At 55.5% G+C, this 11,826-nt stretch carries 11 protein-coding genes; 6 read left to right on the top strand and 5 right to left on the bottom strand.

Translation table 11 applies throughout. The features are described 5' to 3' along the window. The first annotated feature begins 106 nt into the window (after nucleotides 1-106). Complete coding sequence (locus tag KORLAC_RS02725) at nucleotides 107-958, top strand: LytR/AlgR family response regulator transcription factor (protein ID WP_241493364.1); 852 nt, start codon at nucleotides 107-109, stop codon at nucleotides 956-958. Between the two features lie 18 nt (nucleotides 959-976). On the opposite strand, the gene KORLAC_RS02720 is transcribed toward KORLAC_RS02725, so the two are convergent. Further along, nucleotides 977-1,453, bottom strand: a complete 477-nt coding sequence (locus tag KORLAC_RS02720; RefSeq protein WP_139167515.1) for a S26 family signal peptidase — start codon at nucleotides 1,451-1,453, stop codon at nucleotides 977-979. A gap of 114 nt (nucleotides 1,454-1,567) precedes the next feature. Between KORLAC_RS02720 and KORLAC_RS02715 the strand changes: the two genes are divergently transcribed. Beyond that, on the top strand, nucleotides 1,568-2,101 hold the full coding sequence (locus KORLAC_RS02715; protein ID WP_139167514.1) for a hypothetical protein: 534 nt from the start codon (nucleotides 1,568-1,570) through the stop codon (nucleotides 2,099-2,101). 7 nt (nucleotides 2,102-2,108) lie between these two features. On the opposite strand, the gene KORLAC_RS02710 is transcribed toward KORLAC_RS02715, so the two are convergent. Then, nucleotides 2,109-2,528, bottom strand: coding sequence for a heavy metal-responsive transcriptional regulator (locus KORLAC_RS02710; RefSeq protein WP_068302545.1), 420 nt, complete (start codon nucleotides 2,526-2,528; stop codon nucleotides 2,109-2,111). 362 nt (nucleotides 2,529-2,890) lie between these two features. On the opposite strand from KORLAC_RS02710, the gene KORLAC_RS02705 reads away from it, so the two are divergent. After that, nucleotides 2,891-3,928, top strand: coding sequence for a GlxA family transcriptional regulator (locus tag KORLAC_RS02705; RefSeq protein WP_068302542.1), 1,038 nt, complete (start codon nucleotides 2,891-2,893; stop codon nucleotides 3,926-3,928). Nucleotides 3,929-3,930: 2 nt separating this feature from the next. Here KORLAC_RS02705 and KORLAC_RS02700 read toward each other — a convergent pair whose 3' ends face one another. Further along, entirely contained in the window at nucleotides 3,931-4,704 is a 774-nt protein-coding gene (locus KORLAC_RS02700; RefSeq protein ID WP_068302539.1) for a sterol desaturase family protein, read from the bottom strand. Between the two features lie 451 nt (nucleotides 4,705-5,155). Between KORLAC_RS02700 and KORLAC_RS02695 the strand changes: the two genes are divergently transcribed. From KORLAC_RS02695 to KORLAC_RS02685, 3 genes are read left to right on the top strand one after another with little or no spacing between them, the layout of a single operon-like run. Then, complete coding sequence (locus KORLAC_RS02695; RefSeq protein ID WP_068302536.1) at nucleotides 5,156-7,087, top strand: serine protease; 1,932 nt, start codon at nucleotides 5,156-5,158, stop codon at nucleotides 7,085-7,087. Between the two features lie 12 nt (nucleotides 7,088-7,099). Beyond that, nucleotides 7,100-8,293 carry a DUF444 family protein gene (locus tag KORLAC_RS02690; RefSeq protein ID WP_068302533.1) on the top strand — a complete coding sequence of 398 codons (1,194 nt, stop codon included), beginning with the start codon at nucleotides 7,100-7,102 and terminating at the stop codon, nucleotides 8,291-8,293. Next, nucleotides 8,283-9,770: a SpoVR family protein gene (locus KORLAC_RS02685; protein ID WP_068303130.1), complete on the top strand. Its 1,488-nt coding sequence runs from the start codon at nucleotides 8,283-8,285 to the stop codon at nucleotides 9,768-9,770. The genes KORLAC_RS02690 and KORLAC_RS02685 overlap by 11 nt, the downstream gene beginning before the upstream one ends. On the opposite strand, the gene KORLAC_RS02680 is transcribed toward KORLAC_RS02685, so the two are convergent. Further along, nucleotides 9,731-10,504, bottom strand: coding sequence for a substrate-binding periplasmic protein (locus tag KORLAC_RS02680; RefSeq protein WP_160328582.1), 774 nt, complete (start codon nucleotides 10,502-10,504; stop codon nucleotides 9,731-9,733). The two genes, KORLAC_RS02685 and KORLAC_RS02680, sit on opposite strands and share 40 nt — an antisense overlap. Before the next feature lie 193 nt (nucleotides 10,505-10,697). After that, nucleotides 10,698-11,789, bottom strand: coding sequence for a c-type cytochrome (locus KORLAC_RS02675; RefSeq protein ID WP_068302527.1), 1,092 nt, complete (start codon nucleotides 11,787-11,789; stop codon nucleotides 10,698-10,700). Nucleotides 11,790-11,826: the final 37 nt, after the last annotated feature.

Raw genomic sequence — 11,826 nt, 5'->3', positions numbered from 1 at the left:
CCATGGGCCCAGCAGCCGCTGGCCAGGGACGAACGGCGGCACATCTGGGACAAGTGGCCAAGCTTTGCAGTTTCGCCGCAAAAGAGGCGGCGCTATAGTGACAGGCATGATCAGCTTACGGAAATTCTATCGCGCCTGCCTGCCCAGCCGAAACGAACGCTTTCTTTGGGGCGTGGTATCGGTGGTGACATTGGTTATCGTGGCCGTCAACGCGCTGTCCATTCTGACTGAAGCGGCGCGCCGGGGCGACAGCCTTGACGCGCGAACACCGTGGATTACTGAAGCCACCAGTGCGGTCTTTATCATTCTGCTATTTCCACTCGTCAGTTGGTTCGTGCGCCGTTTGACGCTCGACGCCGCTGGCATGAAGAAAGCGGTGATCGCACACTTGGGACTCAGCATAGCCTTTTCCGCTATCCATGTTGCCGGCATGGTGGGTCTGCGCAAGTTGATCTTCTGGGGATTTTTCGACAGCAACTATAGCTTCCTGGATGTCGTATGGCGCGATGCGCTCTATGAATACCGCAAGGATGTCGTGACCTACATCATGTTTGTGTCACTATTGTATCTGGTGCAGGCGTTGGTCCGACGTGAAGAAGCCCTGCAGGAAGGCACACGTCAAACACCAGACAAGCGGCTGGCGTTCAAAAGCGGGAGCGAGCTCATCTGGATCAAGCCCTGTGACTTTCTTTATGCCAAGGCCGCCGGCAATTATGTGGAATTATACACCGCCAATGCCATGCACCTGGTGCGGCTCAGCATGACCGGGCTGGAACGCCAGCTTACGGATGCCGGGGTCAACGTCATTCGCATACACAGGTCCTTCACGGTCAACGCTGAATGCATTCTTTCGGTCAAACCGAAGTCTGATGGTGACGCGGAAGTGGTGCTGCAGGACGGCTCCAAGGTACCCGCCAGCCGCCGCTACCGGGCCCAATTGTCAGCCTTAGGCGGGTAGGATCAAAAGGCTTCACAGCTAGTGCCGTTCGCGGCCTTCTTCCTTCTCGACGATGCCTACAATGTGGTTAATGGAAATTGGCCCAACACGCCCACTGTCCAGGCTGCCAGGGTGCCCCAACAATAGATAATCGGTCAATTCGCCTTCAAATTTCTTCAGCTTGCGCATGAAATAACGGTTCAGGCGGTATGGCTTGTCAAAGGGTGTCAGCACCTGCTCATCGTTGACAAACACATAGCCCCGGTCGTCAACCGATAGCTTATCACCCGGCATTCCCCAGATTTGCTTGATGACCAGATTTTGGCTTTCGTCCGATGTGAAAATAACAAAATCCAACCGCCGCATGTCCCGGCATCCCGGCGGTAATGCGGTCACTTTCTGCCCTGGCATCAACTGGCCCTCAAGGGACGTGCCGTGAATTTCTTTCTCAACTGGGGTGCAGTCGGCAGGAGTGGCGTTCGCCAGCAAAAGGGTCAGTAGCGGAGATATCAGCAAATTGAGGTTCCTTCCTTGTAGGGCATCTTAACGGTTGCGCCGCAGATGAAAACCGCCAAAATCGGAACAAACAAAGGAAAGAAGACCATGCACCCTCTCAGGCTTGCCCTCTGTATGTTGATACTGCTAATTTCCAGCCATGTTTTGCATGCGCAGGAAGACAGCAGCTTCCCCATCCCGGACCCGCTTTTTGAAGCTGAAAGCCCAGGCCTTGCTGCACTCCGTGCATGGTCGATGGATAAGTGGATGGCTGTCAGAAAAACCAATCACCCGCTGTATCATAATGCTCTAGGGCCAGCTCGGTTTCGCTCCTATGTCTATTTCTGCAGACGGCACGAACTGAATGTAAACATGCCCATCCTCAACGAAATGGCACTGAAGAACCTGAGTGAAATCATCGTCGCCCACTTTGAAGAAACCGAATGGTCCAAGTTTGGCGCGATGGACAAAGCCGACGTTCGGCGCTTCATTGGCGACCTTGGCCAGGATATCTATGCGTTTGAATATGCAACAGCTATTGCAGAAAGGCGCGAGGCCAAAGACCGTCTGGAGATGACCACACAAGCTTACTGCGCCAGCATCGCCAAAGAGAACCAGGACAATTATATTGCGCTAAGGGCCACTGCGAAGCGACAACTGGGGCGCTAGCCCCGCTTCAGGCGCTGAGCCCGGATTTGCCGTACAGATAGTTGATAATGCTGCATTCAGTCAGCGGGTGTTCATCTGCGGGGCAATAGTCAGAAAGGCGCTCAAGGCTTTTCTTCATCAACTTCAGCTTCCTCAGCTTCTCATTGATCTCGGCCAGTTTTGCCCGGGCGCGTGCATTCACACTGGCACAGTCAGCGTCAGGATCATCCGTGAGGGAGAATAACTCCTTGATCTCGTTCAGGGTAAAACCCAGCGCCTGCGCCTCCTTGATGAACCGCACGCGCTTTTGCGCGTCACCGCCATAGACACGGTACCCGGAGGGCATCCGGTCCGGTGGCGGCAAAAAGCCGCTGCGTTCATAATACCGAATTGTCTCCGCTCCCACGCCTGTGGATTTCGCCAGTTTTCCGATTGTCATGCCAGCCATGCCACACTCCTTATCCTTGAGTCGACATCATCATACACCTTAAAGCTTACTACAAGGTCAAGCATTAAGGTGCAGCCATTCTTTGGGTGCTGATTTGCATAGTGTCACGACTGATCACGAGGGCTGACCAATCGGTGACGATTGTGGGGTAAGTGCGGGAGGAGCGTCACCCGGCACTTGTCAGGAAGACGTGCTCCGACTGGTCAGCCCTATCCTGCAGGGCAGGGCATGATTGAATACGGACCGGAAATGCCTGACCAGTCCTTCATTCGCTCAATGCAGGCGCACCTTGTCAAAGCCAACTCAAACTGATAAGTGCTATAAATGACTATTACGGTCTTTTTATGCCACCTGGAAACCTTATGCAGCCTGCAAAACCAAGAATCGACATCCTTGCCCTGCCCGAGACCACGGGATCAGTGCTGTATTGCCTGTATGAAATCCTGGATTCGGCGGATAGTATGTGGACAACCCTGACCGGTGCAGACACTCACATCGAAGGCTTCGACGTGCGTATCGCCTCCCCCATCAAGGGTGTATTTACCTGCATCGGAAAAATCCCGATCATGCCCCAAGCTAGCCTTGAGGATTTGCCTTCAGGCAGCATTATTATCGCCCCCGATTTTCTTCTTGGGGATGACTTCCAGACCACAGAATTCTGGCAGGCCAGCGCCGAGTGGATTCGAGATCAGCACGCCCGTGGCAGCACCATCTGTTCGGTTTGTACCGGCGCCGCCCTTCTTGCAGAAACTGGTCTCCTGAATGACCGGGAGGCCACCACCCATTGGGCCGGGGCCGAACTGCTTCAGTCGGCCTATCCGGAAGTCAAATGGAAGCCTGACCTGATCTTCTCCTGCGCAATCGGAGACGAGAGCATCATTACAACCGGTGGCGCATCATCCTGGATGGAACTGTGCCTTTACTTGATCAAGCGCTTTTTCGGATATGACGCCGCAGCGCGAACCGCAAAGATTTACCTGCTGGGTGACAGAAGTGACGGTCAACTGCCTTTCACCGGCCCTTCCCCCCTGAAGGATCATGATGACGCCGTCATAAGGGAATGCCAGTCCTGGATCGCGGACCACTATGATGCGCCCCAGCCGGTTAGTCGCATGATCAAGAAATCCGGTTTGGCAGAACGCACCTTCAAACGCCGTTTCACAAGTGCCACGGGTATGAAACCCGTGGCCTATGTGCAAACCATCCGCGTGGAGGAAGCCAAACAGTTGCTGGAAACCACACACTTAAGCGTGGAGGAGATCAGCGCGGCAGTTGGCTATGAAGACTCCGCCTTTTTCCGCCGCCTTTTCAAGCGGACGGCAGGAGTTTCACCAGCCAAGTACCGGCAAAAATACCAAGCCATCCGCAACCTTGGAAAGCCATTGGCCCATCTGGCCTAGGCCTAGCCCGCCGTCGCTTTCTTGCCTGCAGCTGACCCTGAAGGCCCAGGGCCCGCATAGCTTGAAGACACGTCGAACCCAGCAATCATCTTTGGAATTTCCAGGGAGGCCCCCTGATAGAAGCCTGTCTCAGGAATGCTCTCCCTCGGGTTCCTGAAGGTTCCAAACACCATGTCGATCAGCGGCACATCACAATAGTTATATTTGTGGACGCCCCGTTCGTGATGGACCGAATGGGCCTCCGGTCGCACGATGAAAAAGCCCCGCCAGTACGGTGTCTTGATGTTCATATGTTGCCACGCAGTCAGGAACAGGATTGCGAGGTTGACAATCAGACCCGCTTCCCCGCCGAGGCCCACAACACCTACAAGTGCAAGGCTGCCAAAGAAGGTAAAGCCCACCATGTCCTGGGGGCTGAAGTAGAAGGCGCCCCAAACGTCAAATCGCTCAGCAGAATGGTGCATCTGGTGGAAGGCGCGCCACAGGAAGCTCGAGTTATGCATGCTGCGGTGCCAGCAATAGCCGACCAGTTCGGCTGTGAAAAAGCCCGCCAACGCCTGCTGCCAGATCGGCAGGGATGTAAGATCAAAAAGCCGATAATTCGCGAGCACATCATCCCAAAGGAAGGGGGCATAAGTGCCAACAGCCAAATAAAGAATGAAACCAATTGCACCCCGCGTCCGCCAAAAGGCAGAGGCAGGATATTGCTGGCGTGGGTGGATCATCTCCCACACCGCAAGGAGGCCGAAGGTGCTCAGGATGATAAGTTCCAACATAAATTTCCTTTCGCTGTCGTGACTGAGAACAGCGGCACCCTGCCGAATGGCGCTCTGCGCGTTAAGTGCCCAAAATGTCAATTTCAGGCCATATATGCCAGACCGTCATTTTTCAGTTCACCCGGCCCGATCACGGATTTTTGTCCTCCCTGCTGACTGGTTTTTCTCTGCCCAGGTGATCTGTTCATGAAAAATTAATCAGCACGGGCGCACCATGTGATATAGTTAACGCGTGGGCGGATCTGCCCGGCAATTTCATTATCTCCCCGCAGAAGCGGGACGCAAATCGAACTCATTTGTTAATTTTTTAGGGGATTCTTTCGGTCATGTCGCCACCAGCGCGGCAGGCGTTAGAAGCGAACGGGGCATCGCGCACCGATGATGAACACGCGTGTGCGTGATGAAGATGGAGACACAAGGAAACTGGACAGCAACGAGTGAGGACAAAGCAATGGTGAAGAAGGACAAGTCTTTTGCGGAACTGATTTCAACCGACCGTGAAAAGCGAGCCGAGGAAGAATGGTCAGGTACCTTCCTTGATTACCTTGAACTCTTGCGCGAGAATCCTCACCTGCCCATGCTGGCCCATAAGCGCGTCTATGAAGCGCTGATCGACAAGAACGACACCGTCCTCACAGCAGAAGACGACCCCCGCATCGGCCGCCTGTTCGGCGACGAAGGCGTCAAGGTCTACACCAAATTCAAGGATATCTTTTTCGGCATCGAACCGGTTGTGGACCGGATCGTGCGCTATTTCCATGCGGCCGCCCTGAAGGGCGAGGAAAGCCGTCAGGTCTTGTACCTGATGGGCCCTGTGGGTGCCGGGAAGTCAAGCCTTGTCGACCATGTCCATCACCTGTTCGAGACCGCAGCCCCGATGATGGCGATTGAGGGCTGCCCCATCCAGGAAGAACCCCTGCACCTGACGCCAAGGCACCTGAGGGAAGAATTCGAGAAGATGCTGGGCGTTCATGTCGAAGGCGACCTGTGCCCGGTGTGCCGCTACCGACTGAAGGAAGAGTTCGGCGGCGAGTATGAAAAGATGCGTGTCATTTCCGTGCGCCCGTCCAAGCGCGCGCGCCGCGCCATCGCCGTAGTGCCGCCGGTGGACCCCAACAACCAGGACACCAGCGTGCTGATCGGCTCCGAAGATATCTCGAAGCTCGACAAATATTCGGAAAGCGATCCACGTGTGCTCAACCTCGACGGCGCATTCGATGCAGGCAACCGCGGCATTGTCGAATTTATCGAGGTATTCAAGAACGAAACTGAATATCTCCATACCATGATCACCGCGACACAGGAAAAGCAGGTCCCGGCCCCTGGCCGACACGGCATGGTCTATGTGGACTGTGCGATCCTTGCGCACTCGAACGAGGCCGAATGGCGCAAGTTCAAGGCCGAGCACACGAACGAGGCGATCCTCGACCGGATCGTAGTGGTGAAGGTGCCTTATAACCTCCGCCTTTCAGAAGAAGTGAAGATTTACCAGAAGATCCTGGGCAAGTCCGGTTTCGACGGCCACATAGCTCCCCACACGCTGGAGACCGCGGCCATGTTCGCGATCCTGTCACGCCTTGAGCCGTCGAACAAATGCGATCGCATGACCAAGCTCCGTCTCTATAATGGCGATGAGGTGATCGAGAAGGGCCGCACCAAGAAAGTGGATATCGAAGAACTCAAGGGCGATGCGCAGGACGAGGGCCTTTCCGGCATCTCCACGCGCTTCATCGTCAAGGCGCTTGATATTGCACTCTCTAAAAGCCCGGACGGCATCACACCAATTCATATCCGCGAAGCGCTGATTGACATGGTCAAGGAAAGCGAATTTGCCGACGATAAAAAGAAGGATCTCCTTGGCTTCCTGCAGGACACCATCCATAAGGAATATTTGTCGATCCTTGAGAAAGAAATCACCAAGGCGTTCGTGCATGCCTATGAAGAACAGGCCGAAACCCTGTTCCACAACTATCTCGACCATGCCGAAGCCTATGTGAACAAATCCAAGGTCAAGGACCGCGACACCAAGGAAGAGCTCGAACCTGACGAGAATTTCCTGAAGTCCATCGAGGAACAGATCGCTATCGTCGGCAGCGCCTGCCAGGGCTTCCGCCAGGAAGTGATCGCCTTCCTGTGGTCCGCAACACGACGGAAAGAGAAGATCACATACACGTCCTATGCACCGCTCAAAGACGCGATTGAGAAACGCCTCACCTCAAGCGTGCGCGATATCAGTCGGATCGTCACAGCAAGCCGTACACGCGACGAGGACCAGCGCAACAAGTATGACAAGCTGGTCGAAGATCTTCTCGACCTCGGCTACACACCCTATTCGGCGGATGTGATCCTCAAGTATGCCGCCAACAATCTGTGGAAGGACTGAGGCCATAAGCACATGAGCCAGCCAAAAGTCATATTCCGCGACTATCCGGCCCAGGAGGGGCTGCGGTCCGACCGCTCTGCGGGGGACCGGGCCCGGCACCGACAGAAGGTCCGGAAAGCCATCCGCGAAAACATCGCCGACATTGTCGCCGAACAACCCATCATCGGCCGCTCCGGCGACACGATCATCAAAATCCCCGTCCGCGGCATCAAGGAGTATCGCTTTGTTTATGGCAAGGGCAAAGGCACCGGCACGGGCGATGGCGATACTGAGGAAGGCCAGGTTGTCCAGAAGGCGGGCGAGAAGAAGCAAGGCGCCCAGCCAGGTGAAGGCGGCGACGATGAGGGCGAAGACTATTATGAAACCGAGATCATGCTGGATGAGCTCGTGGACATCATGTTCGAAGACCTTGAGCTGCCGGACATGGAGCGCCGCAAGATGCGCGAGACCCTATCCGAACGCACGTTGAGGCGCGCGGGCACCCAGCGCGCGGGCAACCCCGCCACACTCGACAAGAAAAAGACGCTCAAGACCCTGATCAAACGCCGGATCGCCGGCGGCACCATCGGGTCGGAAGACCCGGCCAGCATGCGGCGCGAAGACTTGCGCTACCGTAGGCGCAAGCCCAAGACCCGCTTTGAAAGCAACGCCGCCATCATCTGCATCATGGACACCTCGGGCTCGATGGACACGATGAAGAAATATCTGGCGCGTAGCTTCTTCTTCCTGCTGTTCCAGTTCGTGCGCACCCGCTATCGGTCGGTCGAGGTGGCGTTTATCGCCCACCACACCCAGGCAAAGGAAGTGAGTGAGCATGAGTTTTTCCACAAGGGCGAAAGTGGCGGAACCAAGATCAGCTCGGGCTACCAGAAGGCGCTCGATATCATCAGCGAACGCTATCACCCGGACGTTTGGAACCTTTATGCCTTCCATGGCTCCGACGGTGACAATTTCACCGAAGACAATGAGACCATGCTCAAATGCGCCAACGAGCTTTGCGATGTATGCAACCTGTTTGGCTATGGCGAAATACGCCCGTGGGGTTCGGGACTTGTGGATGTGTTCGAACGCAATCTGGATGCCGACAATTTCAAGGCCGTTAAAATCAACGAGAAAGACGATGTCTGGCCCGCGTTCCAGGCGCTGTTGAGCAAAGAAAAACTCCGCCATGCGCTAAGGGAAGAGGAGGATGCCGATGCCGGGTAACGAAGTCCCGTTCCGTCCCGACGAAACCGCTTGGACCATGGCGGACCTTCAGCGCTGGAACGAAAAGATCCTGCGCATCGTCGATGATATCGGCCTCAACTGCTTCACCCAGGAATTTGAGGTGTGCGACCACGAGCAGATGTTGGGCTATATGGCCTATCACGGCATGCCTGCCCACTATCCGCACTGGTCGTTCGGCAAAAGCTTCGAACGCCAGAAGACGCTCTATGACCTGCAGCTCAGTGGCCTGCCGTATGAGATGGTGATCAATTCGGACCCGTCGGTCGCTTACCTGATGCGCGGCAACAGCCTGTGCCTGCAGATCCTGACAATGGCACATGTCTATGGCCACAACGACTTCTTCAAGAATAATTTCACCTTCCGCCACACCGACCCCACCAATGTGCTGAACCGGGTGAAGGTGCATGGCAACCGCATCCGCGACTATATGGCCGACCCGTCGATCGGTGTCGACAAGGTGGAACGCATCCTGGATGCCTGCCATGCCCTTAGCCTGCAGGTCACCAGGAACCCGTCCGTCAAGCGCCACACTCGCGCGCAGCAGGAAGCCAATATCACGGCCGAGTTTGCGCGCAATCGCAAGGGTCAGGACAGCGAAATCCACGACAAGGTACTCTCAGGTGTGCTCGACGAACCGCTTCTGGAGGATGAAGAAGACCTGCTGCTGCTGGTGCGGGATCGCGCCCCTGACCTCAGCGAATGGGAGCGCGATATCGTCAATATCGTGCGCGAAGACAGCCTCTATTTTCTGCCGCAGATCGAAACCAAAACCATCAACGAAGGCTGGGCCAGTTTCTGGCACCACCAGATCATGAATGCGCTCGACCTGCCTCACGGTATCCATATGGAATTCCTGGTGCGGCACCACCAGGTGATCCGCCCACACCCGGGCGGTATGAACCCCTATCATATCGGCTTCATGACCTGGCGGAAGATCGCCAAGGAACATCTGGGCATCGACGACAAGGATGACGATGGTGGCCCACTGCCACTGACCACCGCCGACGCCGCGCATGTGCGCGAAGAGATGTTCAAGGTGCGGGAGGTGGACCGGGATGTCAGTTTCCTCAGGCGCTTCCTTGATGAAAAACTTATGCGCGAACTGGACCTGTTCGAGTATGGCCCCAACCGACAGGGTGATCTGGTGGTCAGCCATGTGTCAGACGACAGCGGCTGGAAGGATGTGAAGGCGACCTTAATCGCCAATATGGGCATGGGCGGCGTGCCGGTGATCAAGGGTCACAAGATCGATGCCCGCGCGGGCGACCGGCTAACGCTGAAGCATGAAGTGGACGAAGTTGCGGGCGAAGTGCGCGAGCTTGAGCCCGACAATTGCCGCCACACGATGGAGCATATGTACGCCCTGTGGCGCCGCCCCATGGAGTTGATGACCACGGTCGACGACAAGGAGGTGCTTTACCTTTGTGATGAAGATGGGTTCAGAATACTGGATTGATCGGCTGCATTGGCCGCATTGTCAGCCTCGGTCCACCGGCTGATGATCGCGTCAAGCTCGCCATTTTGCTGGATCGTCTGAAATTCTTGCTGCAAAGCTGTCCTGACCGCATCCGGCAATCGTTTGGACATGCCGATATAGACCCCACCCTCTGATCCCGGAATACGGAAATCATGGATGGCCAGGCCGTCAAATCCTTCGAGCTTCGCCATTTCGGGCTGCTGCATGATCGCCGCGGCCTCAAGATCATCATAGAAGAAACCAAGAACCCTGCCTGCCTTCGTCATCCTGGCGGCGGTTGCTTTCTCTGATACGAAAAACAGACTTCTGACAAACGCTTCATCGGCGAGACGTCGCTCGAACGATTCCGAAAAGCTGGTAGCCGTGACATAGGCAATCCTGAGCTGGGTGTCCCTCACAGCCCGTTCAAGGTCGTCGTAGGTCTCGATAGTAATACTGAGCCTTTCCGGACGACACAGAAGGGCGATGGCTGTTGTCCTGACCGGGCCTATCCACTCCATATCTTCCGACCGCTTAGCCGTTTTGGTCAGGTTTGGCACCAGATGAACAACACCCATCCGAAGGTCTTTATGGAGGCGGGGAAATTTCATTGAAACTGGGTGGTACGTCAGGCCAGCTCCTTGGATAAGCCGCCGGATCACTTCCACATCCATGCCGACCCACTTTCGCTCCTCCTGAAAATAGGCAGGGAAGGAATTTTCGTCATAGCCCACAATGATCGTGCGGTCACTAGCTGCCGCCCAACTGGTTTGAACAGGCAGTACAAACATCATTAGGGCAGCCAACCTCAAAAGTGTGCTTTTGAAGCTACTGTATATGTTCTTGCTGCAGCTTAGATTCAACGACGGCATACATTCCCCGATCGGTCTCCAGACAAACCATTATGCCTACCCTATTAGAATTCGGTTAACGATAAATGCGCCTGACAGGGTATCCCATGTTCATCCAGCCAAAGATGCCTTCATACAGCACGGCAGTATTCTCATACCCCCGGCGCCTGAGCTTGTTGATCACGCTGTCCGCTGCCGCACGTGGGCACGAACAATAGGCCACGATCTGCACATCCTTTGGCAGGTCTGACATCAGCTTGTCGAAGTCGGTATAATAGGGGATCGGGATCGAGCCTTCGATATGGACGCGTTGCCAGACAGATGTCACACGGGTATCCAGCAAAACCAAACGCTTCTTGCCCTCAAGGGCAGTCAGTAAATCTTTTGCGGAGACGTATCGACCATCCGACAACTCGAAACCGGGGTCTTCGCCGTTTGGGTTTATAATATATTCATCTGGCGTGGGCATCGCCTGCAGTACAGGCTTCTGCATGGTCCAGCCACTTGCCCGGCTGCGCAGAAAAGCGGTTACATTGTCGATATCCTCCGGCAACAGACTATCCCGCCATGCTGGCATTGGTGTCCCGTCCCGACCGTTTTGAATGGCAAAGCGGATAAATTCGTCAGTATTGTGCGCAAGTGCCGATTGATTTCCAAGCGCCGGGGCGTCGACACCTTCGCCGTTCACCCCGTGGCAGCTGGCACAGTTTTCCTGATACACCGCCGCTCCGCGGCCAACATCGCCATGCACAGGTTCCGTGGAGAGCCTTACGCGGTCCACGCCAGATTCCCAGAACAGCCAGTAGGTCAGATCCCAGGTTTCGTCCAGGGTCAAGGGACCGCCAACCTCATCCAGGTAACCGCCCATGGCAGTGCCTTCGCGACCGTAAGACAGTGGGCGCAGCACAGCGTGCGGCACGCCGGACTGGAACAGACTTTCACTTTTCAGCGACGGGGCATGGTCGTTGGCGTAGCCCTCACGGTTAACACCGTGGCACAATGCGCAATATTTCTGATAATTCGCAGCTGCCCGATCACTTTGTGCCTTGGTCAGCTTGCGTGGTGGCGGGATCGTTTCATAGTCCTGAGCAGAAGCGACTTCCGGGCCGACAGCTATCAATGAGACAAACGCAAATGACAGAGCCAGCGAACGCACCAAACAAGCCATAAATAATTTCCCCACCATTTTTTGGTATCCATGAACT

The organism is Kordiimonas lacus (assembly GCF_001550055.1).
In the GTDB taxonomy this organism is placed as follows: domain Bacteria; phylum Pseudomonadota; class Alphaproteobacteria; order Sphingomonadales; family Kordiimonadaceae; genus Kordiimonas; species Kordiimonas lacus.
The sequence above is the reverse complement of the archived record's forward strand: the minus strand, read 5'-3'. Positions and strand labels throughout refer to the sequence as shown.

Bases quoted from the DNA above. Each gene is read 5' to 3' on its own strand.
- KORLAC_RS02695 (WP_068302536.1), top strand. From the start codon at position 5,156: ATGGTGAAGAAGGACAAGTCTTTTGCGGAACTGATTTCAACCGACCGT.
- KORLAC_RS02690 (WP_068302533.1), top strand. From the start codon at position 7,100: ATGAGCCAGCCAAAAGTCATATTCCGCGACTATCCGGCCCAGGAGGGG.
- KORLAC_RS02675 (WP_068302527.1), bottom strand. From the start codon at position 11,789: ATGGCTTGTTTGGTGCGTTCGCTGGCTCTGTCATTTGCGTTTGTCTCA.
- KORLAC_RS02725 (WP_241493364.1), top strand. From the start codon at position 107: ATGATCAGCTTACGGAAATTCTATCGCGCCTGCCTGCCCAGCCGAAAC.
- KORLAC_RS02710 (WP_068302545.1), bottom strand. From the start codon at position 2,528: ATGGCTGGCATGACAATCGGAAAACTGGCGAAATCCACAGGCGTGGGA.
- KORLAC_RS02700 (WP_068302539.1), bottom strand. From the start codon at position 4,704: ATGTTGGAACTTATCATCCTGAGCACCTTCGGCCTCCTTGCGGTGTGG.
- KORLAC_RS02715 (WP_139167514.1), top strand. From the start codon at position 1,568: ATGTTGATACTGCTAATTTCCAGCCATGTTTTGCATGCGCAGGAAGAC.
- KORLAC_RS02685 (WP_068303130.1), top strand. From the start codon at position 8,283: ATGCCGGGTAACGAAGTCCCGTTCCGTCCCGACGAAACCGCTTGGACC.
- KORLAC_RS02705 (WP_068302542.1), top strand. From the start codon at position 2,891: ATGCAGCCTGCAAAACCAAGAATCGACATCCTTGCCCTGCCCGAGACC.